The following is a 17,049-nucleotide window of genomic DNA, read 5'->3' on the forward strand; positions in this document are numbered from 1 at the left end:
CCCGGAAGGGCGATTTCGTCGCCATAAGTTTTATCCGTCTTACTGGCATTAAAGACAAAAGCAGGTTTGCGGTTGAGGCGTACGTCTTTGGCAACGGTCTTGGCACCGCCGAGGTCGGCAAAGAGTGAGAAGGGGATGGGTGGAACGGAAGGGGGAGCGGGTGGAGGCGGCCAACAGAAATCGGGGACGGTAAAGACAACGCGGAACTTGCTGCTTTTACGGGCGATTTTATTGACGGCCATGGGGTGCTTTACTCCAGAGATTGGATGGTAATATGAAGATTGATATCCGTTGACTGAATCTTACTTTATTTAGATATGAAAAGAAAAGCGTAGTGAAAAATTTCAGATAGGATTTTTGTGTAAGTTATTGTATAGCTAGGAGAAACAGGAGTTAACAGGCTAAAATACTAGTATTATTAATTTAACATAATATAAATTATGCGAACATAAACTGGCATGATGCAATAGTCTTTTCTACAAATTATGGCCACAACCAAGCCCATGTGCTTCGTTCTTCTCCTTGCAGTAAAACTAAAGTTCTACAAGCTGAAGCTGTGTTCATGCATTCGAAGCCGATTCCGTAGGCTGATAAGGCTGCAGCAATTTTGGGATGCAGGAATTTTTGTTTTTCTCCTGTACCTATAATAATGACTTCAGGACGGTTTTCTGCTGTTTCAATTGCTGATATAAAAATTTGTTCATTTAATTCTTCGATGGTTGTTCGAGGAATGATGCTTACTTTGCCATCTTGCCAGCAAATGGGTTCTGAATATGTTTGTTCTCCGATTTGCAATATACCTTGTGAGGATGAAAAAAATGATGTGGCTTCATCGATATGGTTTTCTGTGATTTTCATGGCAATTCCTGTTTTTATGGTAGAACGATTTTCAGACGGCCTTGGGAAACTTGCAAAAAAAGGTGCAAAATCAAGCAATATCAGGTAGGATTCAACGTTTGACCTTGTGCATTGATGCTTTGCTCTGAATTTACGATTGCAAGCGATTATAACAAGCCTTGGTTTTTCGTGATTATTTCAAAGTATCGGCTCAAAAGGAGACACAATGAAGCCAGTAAATATCGGTCTTTTAGGTTTGGGTACAGTCGGTGGCGGTACAGCCACTGTATTGCAGGACAACGCTGCGGAAATCAGCCGCCGCTTGGGACGTGAAGTCCGTATTTCTGCTGTTTGTGATTTGAGCGAAGAAAAAGCCAAACAAATTTGCCCAAATGCTGCTTTTATCAAAGATCCGTTTGAGCTGGTTCAACATCAAGATGTTGATGTTGTTGTGGAATTGTTTGGCGGTACCGGTATTGCCAAAGATGCGGTATTGAAAGCGATTGAAAACGGCAAACACATTGTTACTGCCAATAAAAAACTGCTGGCTGAATACGGCAATGAAATTTTCCCTTTGGCGGAAGAAAAAAATGTCATGGTACAGTTTGAAGCTGCTGTTGCCGGCGGTATCCCTATTATCAAGGCTTTGCGTGAAGGTTTGGCTGCAAACCAAATCCGCAGTATTGCCGGTATTATTAATGGTACCAGCAACTTCATTCTTACTGAAATGCGTGAAAAAGGCAGCGCGTTTGCAGACGTCTTGAAAGAAGCTCAGGCTTTGGGCTATGCAGAAGCTGACCCTACTTTTGATATCGAAGGTCATGATGCCGGCCATAAAATTACGATTATGAGCGCATTGGCATTTGGTACGCCGATGAACTTTTCTGCCTGTTATTTGGAAGGCATCAGCAAACTCGACAGCCGCGATATCAAATACGCTGAAGAACTTGGCTATCGTATCAAGTTGTTGGGTATTACCCGTAAAACCGACAAAGGTATCGAGTTGCGCGTACACCCTACTCTGATTCCTGAAAGCCGTTTGCTGGCTAACGTTAACGGCGTGATGAATGCTGTCCGTGTCAATGCCGATATGGTTGGTGAAACCTTGTATTACGGTGCGGGCGCCGGTGCATTGCCGACTGCTTCTGCCGTAGTTGCCGACATCATTGATATTGCCCGCCTGATTGAAGCGGAAACTGACCATCGTGTTCCTCACTTGGCATTCCAACCTTCTCAAGTTCAAGCGCAAAATATTCTGTCTATGGATGAAATCACCAGCAGCTACTATCTGCGCGTTCAAGCAACTGACGAACCGGGCACTTTGGGTCAAATTGCCGCACTCTTGGCCAAAGAAAATGTTTCTATCGAGGCTCTGATTCAAAAAGGCGTGATTAATCAAAGTACTGCCGAAATTGTGATTCTGACCCACACCACAGTGGAACACAACGTCAAACGCGCTATCGCTGCGATTGAAGCGTTGAGTTGCGTGGATGCTCCGATCACCATGATCCGCATGGAAAGCCTGCATGACTGAGCAACAAACGGAAAGGCCGTCTGAAGAACAACTGGCGGCCAGAAAGAAAGCCAAGGCAAAAATCCGCACCATCCGCATTTGGGCATGGATTATTTTGTCTTTGCTGGCTCTGACCGCCCTGCTCTCACAATGCGCCATGAACAAGCCGCAGATGAAACAAAATGTAGTGGAATCTTGCGTGAAAAACATTCCTTTTGCTGAAAAATGGCAAGCTGATTTGAAGGCAAAAGGTTTGGATGCGCAAAACGAGAAATTAGCTCAAGACTATTGCGTCTGCATGTGGGATCAGCCTTTAAGCAAACTCTCTGACGAGCAAATTCGAAACTTCGGCAAAATCAGCCCTGAGGAGCAACTCAAACTCTTGGGTGGTGCGGAAGCTTTTGAGGCACGCGATAAGCAATGCGTGGCTGATTTAAAGGCTGAGTAAACCAATACCGATTTAAATCAAAGCCTACAAGGCCGTCTGAAATTCCAGACGGCCTTTCTTATATAAATAAGTAGTAATAAGAATTGATTTCATTATATTTTAAGTTTAAGATAGCTTGGTTAATTGCTTTTCTATGGTTGTTGCCATGCGTTACCACTTTCCTATTGCCGTTGATATTTATGATTTTTTGTATACCGGCCGATTTGACTATCTGGAAATCGGACAATCGGCAGAGTCTATTTTGCAGATGTTTCCTGCGCCTGATTGCGTCCCTAAAGGCTTGTTGGTACAAAAAGGCTGGAATATTTGGCTTTATGGCGATATCGAACTGCATTTCTCCGACAATCGTTTGACACAGATTCGTGCTGATTTTCAGCCTGATGCTGCATTAAGCGGCGGCCGTTGGGTAAAGTTAAATCCGTGGTTTTTTGCAAATGGCTGCCTTGATGTATATGCCGTCATTCAACGCTTGGTACAACGCAATATCGATTTTATTAAAACGGAAACGCATACCAATTTGATTTTACAGCTGCAAAGCGGGGTCGAATTGATTTTTGAAAAATGTCGGGGCATGCAACTTGCCTCGTTCCGCAAACAAAAAGCTTCCCTACCCCATTGGGCACGTGAAACAGCTTCTTAAATAAAACAATGCCGTCTGAAAACATCATTTCAGACGGCATTATCAGTTACAAACCATTCAATAATTGTCGGATTTTCGTCATCGCCATAGAAGTCTGTTCATCACAGCCCTCAGTCCCTACTCCGCTATCAAAGCAATCAATGCTGCTGACGCTGCAAAAGTGGGCATAGGCCATTTTCAACTCCCTGGCCAAAACGGCTTCAGGCATACCGGTCATACCGAGTACATCTACCCCGTCACGGCGATAACGGGCGATTTCAGCGCGGGTTGGACGCCGCGGGCCTTGCAGGCAGCCATAAACGGCGGAGTCGTAAATCGGCACATTGTGCGCTTTCGTGATATTTAATAACTTTTGTCGCAATTCATCGCAATAAGGGTTGAAAAAATCGGTATGGACAACCGGGCATTCTTGGCCTTCAAAAAAAGTATCTTTACGGCCATAGGTATAGTCGATCAAATCGTCCGGCAACACCAAGCTGCCGTTTTCAAAATCAGGATTGATACCGACGACTGAAGAAATGGCAATAATGTTTTCAACGCCTAAAGAATGTAACGCCCAAATATTGGCGCGGTAGTTGATTTCATGCGGCGCGATGGTATGACTGAAGCCGTGTCGGGCAAGAAAAACAATATCCAAGCGCCCCAACCTGCCGAACAAAATAGGGCTGCTGGTTAAGCCGTATGGAGTGCGTACGATTTTTCGTTCGGTAATTTCGAGTTCCGGCAGTTTGGTCAAACCGCTGCCGCCGATAATGGCTAACATATAGACTTTCTTTGTTATCAATGGCCGTCTGAAACTTAGATTTCAGACGGCCTTAATATTATCGATTTATTTATGTTTGTAGAAATGGCTGCCGAAATAGGCAGATGCGCCTTCACGCAATAAAACCAATGTTACGGCGGCAAGCGGCAGACCGGAAAGCATACCGACAAAACCCATCAGTTGTCCGAAAGCCATCAACGAGAAAATCACCCAGAACGGAGACAAACCGATGCGGTCGCCGACGATTTTAGGCGTAATGAAAAAGCTTTCCAAGAATTGTCCGACACCGAATACAGCCCAGACCATCAATAAGCCCTGCCATGAGCCATATTGTAAAAGCGCGGCAACTGTTGCCAGCAAAAGGCCGGTAAATGCACCCAAATACGGAATAAATACCAAAATACCGGCAATCATACCGATGGCAAAGCCAGAATCCAAACCGACCAGCATCAAGCCCAAGCCATAGACCAAGCCCATAATCATCATAACCATCAGTTGGCCGCGCAGAAACTCGCCCAAAACTTCATCCATATTGCCGCTGATACGCGTGTAGGTCTCGATAAAACGGCGCGGAACCAATTTGCTGATTCCGGAAGACCAACGTTTCCAATCCAGCAAGAAGTAATACAGCAACAAAGGCAACAACACCAAATTGCTGACGCCGCTGATCACGTTGCCGCTTTGACGCATCAAGGTAGGAATCCATTCTTTAAGCGTATTGCTCAACTCATCCGTATGCGACTGCAACCATGCAATAATTGATTCTTGATCGATTTGAATATAATCCCCGCTGACGCTATTGAGCCACGGCAACAGTTTGTTTTGAACAAAGCCGACGATTTGCGGCAGGCGTTCGGCCAGATTGTTAAACTGGTTCAACAACATAGGCACGATAATCAGCACCAACGACAGCAATGTCAGCAAAGCCAGTGCCATAATAATCATAGAGGCCGGTGCGCGACGGATACGCTTCAATTGAAGCCACTCGACCAAGGGATTCAAAACATAGGCCAAAACGGCGGCCACAATAAACGGCGTCAAAACATCGCCCAAGGCATATAAAAGCCAAATAAAGGCTGCGATGACGCAAGCCATAATAATCCACGGTTTTGCGCCGCGCGCTTTCTTTTGATACATAAAAAGGTATTTCCCAATTGATGTTTAAGGTTTTCGAAATCAATAAGCAGTATAACAGATTCACAAAGGCCGTCTGAAAGCGCGACGGCTATTAAGATAAAATAAAAATTGTTGACAATAATGCCAAAAAATTCAGCCTGAATCCTCTAATTTAAGATAAAATACGCTCCGACAATCTACCCATACCCGAATAAGGAAATCCAATGAGCACTTCTTTGAGCTATCGTGACGCAGGCGTGGATATCGACGCAGGCGATCAACTGGTCGAAAACATCAAACCTTTTGCCAAGCGTACTATGCGCCCTGAAGTGTTGGGTGATTTGGGCGGTTTCGGCGCTTTGGTCGAAATCGGCAAAAAATATAAAAATCCGGTATTGGTTTCCGGTACGGACGGCGTCGGCACCAAGCTGAAACTGGCTTTCGACTGGGACAAACACGATACCGTCGGCATCGATTTGGTTGCCATGAGTGTCAACGATATTTTGGTTCAAGGTGCAGAACCTTTGTTCTTCTTGGACTATTTCGCTTGCGGCAAGCTGGACGTTGCCCGTGCGACTGATGTGATTAAAGGTATTGCCCAAGGTTGCGAAGAATCCGGTTGCGCTTTGATTGGCGGTGAAACTGCCGAAATGCCGGGCATGTATCCCGAAGGCGAATACGACTTGGCAGGTTTTGCCGTCGGCGTGGTTGAAAAAGAACGCGTGATTAACGGCCGCAGCATTCAGGCCGGAGACGTTGTTTTGGGCTTGGCTTCCAACGGCGCACACTCCAACGGCTACTCTTTGGTACGCAAAATCATCGAGCGCGACAATCCCGATTTGGATGCGGAATTTGACAACGGCAAAACCTTGCGCGAAGCCATCATCGCCCCTACCCGCCTGTATGTGAAACCTATCCTTGCCGCTTTGGAAAAATTCACCATTAAAGGTATGGCTCACATTACCGGCGGCGGCATTACCGAAAACGTACCTCGCGTTTTGCCTGAAAATACCGTTGCACAAATCGATGCCAAAGCGTGGGAATTGCCTAAACTGTTCCAATGGCTGCAAAAAGCAGGTAATGTGGAAACCCAAGAAATGTACCGTACCTTCAACTGCGGTATTGGTATGGTCGTTATCATTGCTAAAGAAGATGCCGATGCAGTACAAGCATTCTTGAGCGAACAAGGCGAAACCGTTTACCGCTTGGGCGCAGTTCGTGAGCGCAACGGCGACGAACATCAAACCCAAGTGGCTTGATTTGAGATGTAATTAAAAAAGTGCGGATGATGAATCCGCACTTTTTATTGTTTATGTTCTAGGAAAATCTTCGCCCTAGCCTGCTTCTTCCATAAAGCCGGCCAACTGAGCCGTATCGTGGGCAATCATCAGCTCTTCATTGGTTGGAACGACCAAAACAGCCGGAGAGGAATCAGTCGGACTGATAATGCCTGAATTGCCGTAGCGTTTTTCCATATTGGCTTTGGTGTCGATGTGCAGACCCAAGAAATCAAGATAGGAAACGGTTTTGGCACGGATGTTACGTGAATTTTCGCCGATGCCGCCGGTGAACACGAGTGCGTCAACGCCACCACAAGCCACAGCCATCGAAGCAATGTATTTGGCAAGGCGGTAAGTCATTACTTCCAAAGCCAAACGTGCGCCTTCATGGCCTTCATCCGCAGCGATTTCCAAAGAACGGCAGTCATTGGAGAGTTCGGAAATACCGAGCAAGCCTGATTTTTTGTTCAGCATTTCATCAACTTGGGCAACATCCAAACCGGCGTGTGAAGTCAGGTAGCTGTATACGCCCGGGTCGATGTCGCCGCAGCGCGTACCCATTACCAAGCCTTCGATCGGCGTGAAGCCCATACTGGTGTCAACGGATTTGCCGTTTTTGATCGCGGTAATGGATGCGCCATTGCCTAAGTGGGCAATAATCATGCGGATGTCTTCCAGAGGTTTGCCCAAGATGCGTGCGGCTTCAGGGGCAACGTAACGCATACTGGTACCGTGGAAACCGTAGCGGCGGAAAGCGTATTTTTTACGCAATTCGCGCGGAACGGCATAAGTGTAGGCACGCTCCGGCATGGTTTGGTGGAACGAAGTATCCATCACGCCGACATTGGGCAGACCCGGGAAATGCTCTTGCGCAGCCAAAATGCCGTTGATATTGGCAGGGTTGTGCAGCGGAGCGAGCGGAATGCAGGCATCGAGTTCATCCATGACTGCTTGGTCGATCAAAACAGATTCGCTGTATTTTTCGCCGCCGTGTGCGATGCGGTGGCCTATGGCTTTAATGCGGTCGTGCAGGCCGTGTTTTTCCAGTTCTTTCAGCAACATGCCTACTGCACCGGCGTGGTCGTTACGGCCGGTCAAAGCTGTTTGGCATTTTTTGCCGTCTTTGCTGAACGTAATGACTGCTTCAGGCGTACCCAAACGTTCGCCGAGACAGCTTAAGAGAACTTTGCCGTTTTTACGGTCGATAACGGCACCTTTGAGTGAAGAGCTGCCGCAGTTCAGAACAAGAATGAGTTGGTTGGACATGGTGTTTCTCCTTTGAATTTTTGATTGTTTTTTGGCTTCAGGCTGTCTGAAAAGAGCAAAAACATTTGAGAGCTTTTCAGATTGCCTTTGGTTTGGTGTTTAGTCAGGCTTCATGCCCAACCCTAATCTCCATTGCAGGTATCGCTACCTGACTAAAATCTGCTTATTTGGTTTTCAGACGGCCTTGTTTAATGCTGCGGCCGTCTGAAAACTTAAAAGCAATCTTCCGGTACTCGGACTTGTCCTTCCATAATCACGCGTGCGCTACGGCTCATGACCGCTTTGGTGGCCGTCCATTGTCCGTCCTGACATTCGGCGGCGGCACCGACACGTAGTGTGCCTGACGGATGACCGAAACGGACTTCTTTACGCGCTCCGCCTCCGGCTGCAAGGTTGACCAGCGTTCCCGGCACGGCGGCGGCGGTAGCGATGGCGACTGAAGCGGTACCCATCATGGCGTGGTGCAATTTGCCCATGCTCAGCGCTCGTACCAATAAATCGATGTCGGCAGCTTGGACGGTTTTGCCGCTTGACGCGGTGTAATCGGCCGCAGGGGCGACAAAAGCGACTTTCGGAGTATGGGCGCGGGTGGCAGCTTCGGATACATCGCTGATCAAACCCATTTTCAGCGCGCCATACGCGCGAATGGTTTCAAATTTTTCCAGAGCCGCGGCATCGTTGTTGATATCGTCTTGCAACTCTTTGCCTGTATAGCCCAAATCTGCGGCATTCAGGAAAATGGTTGGAATACCGGCATTGATAAGCGTGGCTTTCAGACGGCCTATATTCGGCACATCAATTTCATCGATCAAATTGCCGGTTGGGAACATACTGCCTTCGCCGTCGGCCGGATCTAAAAATTCGATTTGTACTTCGGCTGCCGGAAACGTTACGCCGTCAAGCTCAAAATCGCCTGTTTCCAAAACTGCGCCGTTTTGCATCGGTACATGGGCAATAATGGTTTTGCCGATGTTTTTCTGCCAGATTTTGACGGTACACAGGCCGTCTGAAGGGATTTTGGATTTATCGACCAAGCCTTGCTCGATGGCAAATGCGCCCACGGCGGCGGTCAGATTACCGCAGTTGCCGCTCCAATCGACAAAAGGTTTGTCGATGGAAACTTGTCCGAACAAATAATCGACATCGTGATCGGCGCGTTCGGATTTATCCAAAATCACGGCTTTGCTGGTGGACGAACTGGCATTGCCCAAACCGTCAATCTGTTTGCCGTAAGGGTCTGGACTGCCGAGTACGCGCAAGAGGATTTTGTCGCGTGCCTCGCCTGCTTCCTGCGCAGCGGCCGGCAGATCGGTACGTTTGAAGAAAATGCCTTTGGATGTACCGCCGCGGTAGTAAACGGCTGGAATTTTAATTTGCGGCATTTCGAGTTCTCCTTTGTATTTTTAGTATGGTTTTTTCAGACGGCCTCTCAAACATTCGAGGCCGTCTGAAAACCTTTTTGAGCATAGCCCGAACATTTTGACTATGCCCGATTTACCTTACGCTGCATTTCCTTCTAAGAAGTCTTGTGCGAAACGTTGCAATACGCCACCGGCTTCATATACCAATACTTCTTCTGCAGTATCGAGGCGGCAGGTAACCGGAACTTCGACGGTTTCGCCGTTTTTACGATGAATCACGAGGGTCAGGTCGCAGCGCGGCGTGCGTTCGCCGACAACGTCGTAGGTTTCCGTACCGTCCAGTTGCAGGGTGTGGCGGTTGGTACCCGGTTTGAACTGCAACGGCAACACGCCCATACCGATCAAGTTAGTGCGGTGGATACGCTCGAAGCCTTCGGCAACAATCGCTTCAACACCGGCGAGGCGTACGCCTTTTGCAGCCCAGTCGCGGCTTGAGCCTTGACCGTAGTCCGCACCGGCAATGATGATGAGCGGCTGTTTGCGGTTCATATAGGTTTCGATGGCTTCCCACATACGCATGGTTTTGCCTTCGGGTTCAACGCGTGCCAGAGAACCTTGGCGTACGCTGCCGTCTTCGTTTCTCACCATTTCGTTAAACAGTTTCGGATTGGCGAAGGTTGCGCGTTGGGCGGTCAAGTGGTCGCCGCGGTGGGTTGCGTAAGAGTTGAAGTCTTCTTCAGGCAAACCCATTTTCGCCAAATATTCGCCTGCGGCACTGCTGGCCAAAATCGCATTGGACGGCGAGAGGTGGTCGGTGGTGATGTTGTCGGGCAAAATCGCCAGTGGACGCATACCTCTTAATGTGCGTTCCCCTGCCAATGCGCCTTCCCAGTAAGGTGGTCGGCGGATGTAGGTGGACATTGGACGCCAGTCGTACAGCGGGCTTGGTGCTTTTTGCGCTGTGCCGGTATCGAACATCGGGATATAAACGTCGCGGAATTGTTGCGGTTTCACATATTCGGCAACGATGGCATCGATTTCTTCATCGGTAGGCCAGATGTCTTTCAGGCGGATTTCGCGGCCGTCTGCAACGCCGAGTACGTCGTTTTCAATATCGAAACGGATGCTGCCTGCCAGCGCGTAGGCAACGACCAACGGAGGCGAAGCGAGGAAAGCCTGTTTCGCATATGGATGGATACGGCCGTCGAAGTTGCGGTTGCCTGACAATACGGCGGTGGCGTATAAATCGCGGTCGATAATTTCTTTTTGGATTTTCGGATCCAGTGCGCCGCTCATACCGTTACAGGTGGTACATGCGAAGGCAACGATACCGAAACCGAGTTTTTCCATTTCAGGCAGCAGGCCTGCTTCTTTCAAATAGATTTCGGCTACTTTTGAACCTGGGGCAAACGAAGATTTCACCCAAGGTTTGCGTTTCAAGCCGAGACGGTTGGCATTGCGTGCCAACAGCGCGGCAGCGACAACGTTGCGCGGATTGGAAGTATTGGTACACGAAGTAATCGCGGCAATAATCACTGCACCGTCAGGCATTTGGCCGTCTGAAGGCTCTTCGTAAGGTTTTGCCAAGCCTTTGCTGGCCAAATCGGCGGTCGCAAAACGGGCATGCGGGTTACTTGGGCCTGCCATGTTGCGCGTTACGCTGCTCAAATCAAATTTCAATACGCGCGGATAAACGGCGGTTTTCAAAGCATCTGCCCACAAGCCTGCGGTTTTGGCGTAGGTTTCCACCAATTTCACTTGCGTGTCGTCGCGACCGGTCAGTTTCAAATAATCAATGGTTTGCTCATCAATAGCGAACATCGCGGCAGTTGCGCCGAACTCAGGAGTCATATTGGAAATAGTGGCACGGTCGCCAATGGACAGGCTTCTTGCACCCTCACCGAAAAATTCAACAAATGCGCCAACCACGCGCTCTTTACGCAAGAATTCGGTCAGTGCCAACACGATGTCGGTGGCAGTAATGCCCGGCTGGCGTTTGCCGGTCAGCTCAACGCCGACAATATCAGGCAGACGCATCATGGATGCACGGCCCAACATTACGGTTTCGGCTTCCAAACCGCCCACGCCTACGGAAATCACGCCCAGTGAATCGACGTGCGGTGTATGTGAGTCAGTACCGACACAGGTATCAGGGAATGCCACACCGTTTTTGACTTGGACAACCGGCGACATTTTTTCCAAGTTGATTTGGTGCATAATGCCGTTGCCCGCCGGAATCACATCCACATTTTCAAATGCGGTTTTTGTCCAGTTGATGAAGTGGAAACGGTCTTCGTTACGTCTGTCTTCGATTTCGCGGTTTTTGCGGAAGGCATCGGGATCGTAACCGCCGCATTCAACGGCCAAAGAGTGGTCGACGATGAGCTGGGTTTGCACCACAGGATTCACTTTGGAAGGATCGCCGCCTTTTTCGGCAATCGCATCGCGCAGGCCTGCCAAATCCACCAACGCTGTCTGACCCAGAATATCGTGACACACCACGCGCGCCGGATACCAAGGAAAGTCGATTTCCTGTTTTCCCTCAATCAGCTGGCCCAACCAGCTTTGCAGCGTAGGCAGGTCGACTTTGTCTGCGCGGTTGACCAAGTTCTCAGCCAAGATACGGCTTGTATAAGGCAGCTTGTCGTAAGAGCCTGGTTTGATGTCTTCACACGCCTGACGCGCGTCGTAATATTCCAAATCCGTACCGGGCAAAGCTTTGCGGTAGCGTTGGTTGGCAGTCATGTCGGTTCTCCTAAATCTATTCTTTTTTTGGTTTTGGGGTTTCAGACGGCCTGTTGATTCGGACCTTAAGGCCGTCTGAAACCATAAATTCTGTTTTATTGCTTGTTGTCTGAAATCTATTCGCGGTATGAAAAAAAATTGCTGCTCCGCTACCATCATTCCCGTATAGACGGAAATCCAAACTTAAATCTTTCAGCACTCTTTACAGCAGAACATTTCAACTTTTGAATTTCTGCCTGTATGGGAATGACGACAGCAGAGCAGCATGTTTTCCAAACGGCCGGCTCTCTCTCTCGCATACTGCACTAGGCCGTCGAAAAACGAAAACATCATTTATTCATTGTTTTCAAACGGCATTTCGAGATGGGGCGGGCTGGCGGCCCACCCTGCTGTTACGCGTATTAGCGGTTTTCAATCTCCACGAATGCCAAATCTTCAGGGCCTGTGTAGTTTGCGCTCGGACGGATGATTTTGCCGTCTTTGCGTTGCTCGAGAACGTGTGCGCTCCAACCGGTTGTACGGGAAATTACGAACAGCGGTGTGAACATAGCGGTCGGTACGCCCAATTTTTGGTAGGAAACGGCGGAGAACCAGTCCAGATTCGGGAACATTTTTTTCTCTTCCCACATCACGCTCTCCAAGCGTTCGGCAATGTCAAAGAGGCGCATATCGCCGGTTTCTTTGCTCAAACCGCGTGCCACTTCTTTAATGACAACGTTGCGAGGGTCGGAAATGGTGTACACCGGATGACCGAAACCGATCACGATTTCTTTGCGGCCGATGCGTTCGCGGATGTCGGCTTCAGCTTCGTCGGCATTGCGGTAGCGTTTTTGAATATCGTAAGCCACTTCGTTCGCGCCGCCGTGTTTCGGACCTTTCAACGCGCCGATGGCGCCGGTGATGCAGGAATACATATCAGAGCCTGTACCGGCAATCACGCGGGCGGTGAAAGTGGAGGCGTTGAATTCATGTTCCGCATACAGAATCAGTGAAACGTGCATGGCTTTGATGTGTGATTCGCTTGGACGTTTGCCGTGCAACAGGTGCAGGAAATGACCGCCGATGGTCTCTTCGTCGCTTTCAACGTCAATGCGTTTGCCGTTGTGCGAATATTGATACCAATACAACAAGATGCTGCCGAGGCTGGCGATCAGTTTGTCGGCAATGTCGCGCGCTTCACTTTCCGGATGGCTTTCACGTTCAGGATGAACGCAGCCCAGCATGGATACACCGGTACGCATCACGTCCATCGGATGGGTATGTGCAGGCAGGCTTTCCAAAACTTTAATCACACGGATAGGCAGGCCGCGCATGGATTTGAGCTTGGTTTTATAAGCGGCTAGCTCGAATTTGTTGGGCAGATGACCGTGAATCAGCAGGTGGGCGACTTCTTCAAACTCGCATTTTTGTGCCAAATCCAAGATGTCGTAACCGCGATAGCTCAAATCGTTACCGGTACGGCCAACGGTACACAATTCGGTATTACCGGCCGCAACGCCAGAAAGCGCAACGGATTTTTTAGGTTTGAAAGTCGGGGTTTGAGTAGTTTCAGTCATGGTATTTCTCCTTTGTATTTTTATGGGTTTTATTTTTCAGACGGCCGATGCGGATTTGTTGAAAGGCCGTCTGAAAGCGGTTACTTATTTTTGAAACAATTTATCCAGTTTTTGCTCGAAGGCATGATAGTTCAGATGCTCGTACAGCTCGGCACGGGTTTGCATGGTATCTACCACTGCGGCCTGAGTGCCATCGCGCATAATCGCTTCGTAAACATTCAGAGCGGCTTTGCTTGCTGCGCGGAACGATGACAGCGGATACAGCACCAGCGACACGCCGTTTTCAGCCAGCTCGCTTTGGGTATAAAACGGAGTGGAACCAAACTCGGTAATGTTGGCCAATACCGGTACTTTCACTGCATCTGCAAATTGGCGGTACATTTTCAAATCGGTCATGGCTTCAGGGAAAATCATGTCTGCACCGGCTTCGACACAAGCCTGAGCGCGTTCGATAGCTGCATCCAAACCTTCTACCGCCAGCGCATCGGTACGCGCCATAATCACAAAGTTTTCATCAACGCGTGCATCTACGGCAGCTTTGATACGGTCAACCATTTCATCTTTAGAAACGATGGCTTTGTTCGGACGGTGGCCGCAGCGTTTTTGCGCTACCTGATCTTCGATGTGAACCGCTGCAACACCAGCGCGTTCAAAGTTGCGAATGGTACGGGCAATATTGAATGCACCGCCCCAACCCACATCGATGTCCACCAGCAGAGGCGTATCCACGTTGTCCGTGATGCGTCGCGCGTCAATCAGCACGTCTTCCATTGTGGTAATGCCCAAATCAGGGATACCGCAAGAGCAGGCTGCCACGCCGCCGCCAGACAGATAGATTGCTTTGAAACCGCTTTGGGTGGCCAATCGTGCAAAGTAAGCATTGACGCAACCGACGACGGCAAGAGGATTCGATTCTTTCACTGCTTGGCGGAAACGTGCTCCGGCAGAGTGTTGACTCATCATATTTCTCCTTTATAGACTTTTTATCAGTATGAATCGGACGGCTCGGTTTTTTCACAACTTGAAACGAACCGTTTAAAAAGAAACAATCGTTCTAAAAACTGTTTTCAGACGGCCTGTAAAATGTCGATCATCAACCATCCAAAAATTTAAAATCAATAAATACAAATAGTTATCAAAACCAATAAATACAATAAGGCTGAAGCGAAGGTATACGTTTTTTAATTTTTATTAATCAGTATATGAATGCTGTTGGGGATACAGATATATTAAAACCCGAAAAGTTTGTAGGAATGCGGAAACTGGATTCGGGTTGAGAGCCTTCAGACCGTCGGGACTGCCAATAAGCTGGCGGCGACGGGAGCGGCAGAGACGGGAGAAAATCTATAACAAGAGAGAGTGGTTTGATACAGATTCATGATGATGTTCCTTTGTAGTGCGATGTAGTTTTTATTTATGGAAACAAATTTAAAAAATAAAACCGGTCTTGTCAAACACTTTTTTCAAAAAAATTATAAAAAATTCAGTTATTAATAAACGATTTTTTTGCAACAAATATAAAAAACGGACAGGCTGTACCACATCAAATCCTTATGTAGCCTAGCTTCTGTCCGTTTTGTACTTTTGACTGATAGTCAGAATGATTGTAAACAATCTATCTAAAAATAATTTATAATTGATTCATTTATAAAGAACTTTTAAATATGCCGTCTAAAAAAATTAAAATTTTTGCCTTTAAATTTTCAGACGGCCTTTGCATGATGACTACTCTGCACTAAATGCCGTCTGAAAAGTCTGCTTGCCAATAGTAATGTCGGCAGTGTAATCATGGCGGCCTTCGACGCAAAACGGCAAGCGGATTTGCGCAGCCTGCCAACTTTGCGACGATTGTTGCGCCAGGTTGTAGCGGTTGAAGCCCATGTTCATGTTTTTCATACTGAAACTGATACTGACCGCGCCCGTATTCTTCGGCACATTCTCCACCACAATATCAAAAGGCTCGTGTGTATTGATGGAGGTCGCACGCACTGTTGAACCGTCAGGCAGGACACAGCCTTGTGTCAGACTACATTCGACTACATTCGCTTTTGACTGTTGCCGCTGCCACCAATCCAAGAGCAGCAGTTTGGCCGCCGCAAACACAATCAGTAAAACAGCGGCAATTAAAAGCTTTTGATTTTTACTCATTTCAGACGGCCTCAATGTCATTATCGGTCACAACGGCATGCGCACCCATGCTCTGCCACTGTTCACAATAAATGGAAACCATACTTTCCGGAGCAGCTGCAATCACCGGCATAGCCACGCCTTGCGCCAAAATATCGACAACTTGCTTGGCTGCCGCTTCATTCGCTACTTTCCATACGACAGCATCCGCATTTTGCACCTGCTGCCATTGTTCGGCATTTTCAATGATTGGCCACACGCTGGGCGCTTCTATCGGCTTGCCTTGCTGCCAATTGGCAAATTCCAACAATACGGCAGAGGCGGTTTGATGCTGAGCCGATAGATATGGCACAACATGATATTCGCCCATGCTGTTTTGACCGCTCAAGCCGCTTTTCAGACGGCCTTGAAGTTGGCGCGGAATGGATAGGGAGCGTAACAATGCGCTATTGGCAGGCAACATCGGCTCAACGGTAAAATCCCCTGCCTTTTGCCATGCCCATTTCTGCCCTTCCCTCGATTGGATTTCACCTGTCCATTGGTCGGCTTCCACCCATAAAAAATGCAGGCGTACATGTGCGTGTTCGTAGGAATGGACTTTCGTCAGCCACGGCGTAGCGGCAAGGATACGGATGCCGAGTTCTTCTTCAAACTCGCGTTGCAAGGCTTGAAAATCGCTTTCGCCTGCCTCAACCTTGCCTCCGGCAAATTCCCAATAGCCGGCATACGGTTTGCCCTCCGGGCGGGAACTGAGCAGGTAGCGGCCGTTTTGGTCGAGCAAAATTCCGGCAACCACTTTCACCAATGGACGTGTGTCTTCAGTCATCATGAGCTTATTCTTATATGCAACAGGCAGCGATACCTGTCGATTTATGCGTAAAAAAACGATGTCGGGCTTATACGCCCGACCTTCAATAAATACCAAACCCTTCAGGCCGTCTGAAAAAGATGCTTTATTTCAGAATACTTAAATCCGGCCTTATTTTTCCGTAATGACAAAAGCCATAACGGTATCCTCTTCATCGCTCATACTGAGATGGCAGCTTCGGATACCCTGTTCTTCCAGCCATTTGGTCAAAGCCGGAGCAAAAAACAATTCAGGTTTGCCCAATGCGTCATGTCCGACACCGATATTGCGGAAAGACACCACGCCGCGTATGCCTGTACCGACGGCTTTGGCAAAAGCCTCTTTAGCGGCAAAGCGTTTGGCAAGATAGTTGACCGGTTTGCCTGCCTGTGGAAACTCCAACAGCTCTTCCGGGCTGAGAATGCGTTGCGCAAATGCCAGTCCGAATTTTTTGTTCAGGCGAATAATGCGTTTGAGGGAAACAATGTCTGTACCGATTCCGTAAATCATGGGTCTGCTCCTTGTTTAAATAGTCAGGCCGTCTGAAAGT

The 17,049-nt window shown here is 48.3% G+C and carries 16 protein-coding genes; 4 read left to right on the plus strand and 12 right to left on the minus strand.

The window, feature by feature from the left end; translation table 11 throughout:
* Both ACTHTY_RS05355 and ACTHTY_RS05360 read right to left on the minus strand, forming a co-directional pair.
* The coding region (locus ACTHTY_RS05355) for a PAAR-like domain-containing protein (protein WP_440366694.1) at positions 1–242 on the minus strand (242 nt) is incomplete at its 3' end.
* A gap of 241 nt (positions 243–483) precedes the next feature.
* Positions 484–858 carry an Mth938-like domain-containing protein gene (locus tag ACTHTY_RS05360; protein ID WP_440366695.1) on the minus strand — a complete coding sequence of 125 codons (375 nt, stop codon included), beginning with the start codon at positions 856–858 and terminating at the stop codon, positions 484–486.
* A gap of 205 nt (positions 859–1,063) precedes the next feature.
* On the opposite strand from ACTHTY_RS05360, the gene ACTHTY_RS05365 reads away from it, so the two are divergent.
* From ACTHTY_RS05365 to ACTHTY_RS05375, 3 genes are all read left to right on the plus strand, one after another.
* A complete protein-coding gene (locus tag ACTHTY_RS05365; protein WP_049343858.1) occupies positions 1,064–2,371 on the plus strand; it encodes a homoserine dehydrogenase in 1,308 nt (435 codons plus the stop codon).
* Positions 2,364–2,798, plus strand: coding sequence for a hypothetical protein (locus ACTHTY_RS05370; protein ID WP_049322347.1), 435 nt, complete (start codon positions 2,364–2,366; stop codon positions 2,796–2,798). The genes ACTHTY_RS05365 and ACTHTY_RS05370 overlap by 8 nt, the downstream gene beginning before the upstream one ends.
* Positions 2,799–2,943: 145 nt before the next feature.
* On the plus strand, positions 2,944–3,438 hold the full coding sequence (locus ACTHTY_RS05375) for a hypothetical protein (RefSeq protein ID WP_049328665.1): 495 nt from the start codon (positions 2,944–2,946) through the stop codon (positions 3,436–3,438).
* Between the two features lie 46 nt (positions 3,439–3,484).
* Here the strand turns inward: ACTHTY_RS05375 and ACTHTY_RS05380 are convergent, their stop codons facing one another.
* Both ACTHTY_RS05380 and ACTHTY_RS05385 read right to left on the minus strand, forming a co-directional pair.
* The gene (locus tag ACTHTY_RS05380; protein WP_440366696.1) at positions 3,485–4,201 is read right to left on the minus strand and encodes an S-methyl-5'-thioinosine phosphorylase; all 717 of its coding nucleotides are present in this window, start codon (positions 4,199–4,201) and stop codon (positions 3,485–3,487) included.
* A gap of 66 nt (positions 4,202–4,267) precedes the next feature.
* Positions 4,268–5,338 (minus strand): AI-2E family transporter, encoded by a 1,071-nt coding sequence (locus ACTHTY_RS05385; protein WP_440366697.1) that lies wholly within the window; start codon positions 5,336–5,338, stop codon positions 4,268–4,270.
* 203 nt (positions 5,339–5,541) lie between these two features.
* Here ACTHTY_RS05385 and purM point away from each other — a divergent pair, with 203 nt between their 5' ends.
* A complete protein-coding gene (gene purM, locus ACTHTY_RS05390; RefSeq protein ID WP_003686290.1) occupies positions 5,542–6,576 on the plus strand; it encodes a phosphoribosylformylglycinamidine cyclo-ligase in 1,035 nt (344 codons plus the stop codon).
* Between the two features lie 75 nt (positions 6,577–6,651).
* Here purM and ACTHTY_RS05395 read toward each other — a convergent pair whose 3' ends face one another.
* The 8 genes from ACTHTY_RS05395 to acpS all read right to left on the minus strand — a co-directional run bounded on the left by ACTHTY_RS05395 (position 6,652) and on the right by acpS (position 17,009).
* The gene (locus tag ACTHTY_RS05395) at positions 6,652–7,863 is read right to left on the minus strand and encodes an acetate kinase (protein ID WP_107867339.1); all 1,212 of its coding nucleotides are present in this window, start codon (positions 7,861–7,863) and stop codon (positions 6,652–6,654) included.
* A gap of 212 nt (positions 7,864–8,075) precedes the next feature.
* Complete coding sequence (prpF, locus tag ACTHTY_RS05400; RefSeq protein ID WP_440366698.1) at positions 8,076–9,245, minus strand: 2-methylaconitate cis-trans isomerase PrpF; 1,170 nt, start codon at positions 9,243–9,245, stop codon at positions 8,076–8,078.
* 117 nt (positions 9,246–9,362) lie between these two features.
* A complete protein-coding gene (gene acnD, locus ACTHTY_RS05405; RefSeq protein ID WP_440366699.1) occupies positions 9,363–11,969 on the minus strand; it encodes a Fe/S-dependent 2-methylisocitrate dehydratase AcnD in 2,607 nt (868 codons plus the stop codon).
* A gap of 401 nt (positions 11,970–12,370) precedes the next feature.
* A complete protein-coding gene (prpC, locus tag ACTHTY_RS05410) occupies positions 12,371–13,525 on the minus strand; it encodes a bifunctional 2-methylcitrate synthase/citrate synthase (protein WP_070695615.1) in 1,155 nt (384 codons plus the stop codon).
* 84 nt (positions 13,526–13,609) lie between these two features.
* Entirely contained in the window at positions 13,610–14,485 is an 876-nt protein-coding gene (gene prpB, locus ACTHTY_RS05415) for a methylisocitrate lyase (RefSeq protein WP_164836834.1), read from the minus strand.
* Between the two features lie 765 nt (positions 14,486–15,250).
* Positions 15,251–15,673, minus strand: coding sequence for a hypothetical protein (locus ACTHTY_RS05420; RefSeq protein ID WP_440366700.1), 423 nt, complete (start codon positions 15,671–15,673; stop codon positions 15,251–15,253).
* A gap of 1 nt (position 15,674) precedes the next feature.
* The gene (locus ACTHTY_RS05425) at positions 15,675–16,478 is read right to left on the minus strand and encodes an NUDIX domain-containing protein (protein WP_440367027.1); all 804 of its coding nucleotides are present in this window, start codon (positions 16,476–16,478) and stop codon (positions 15,675–15,677) included.
* A 153-nt stretch (positions 16,479–16,631) separates the two neighbouring features.
* Complete coding sequence (acpS, locus tag ACTHTY_RS05430; protein ID WP_440366701.1) at positions 16,632–17,009, minus strand: holo-ACP synthase; 378 nt, start codon at positions 17,007–17,009, stop codon at positions 16,632–16,634.
* Between the last annotated feature and the right edge of the window lie 40 nt (positions 17,010–17,049).

This window comes from Neisseria sp. P0019.S002, assembly GCF_051957155.1.
In the GTDB taxonomy this organism is placed as follows: Bacteria; Pseudomonadota; Gammaproteobacteria; order Burkholderiales; family Neisseriaceae; genus Neisseria; species Neisseria perflava.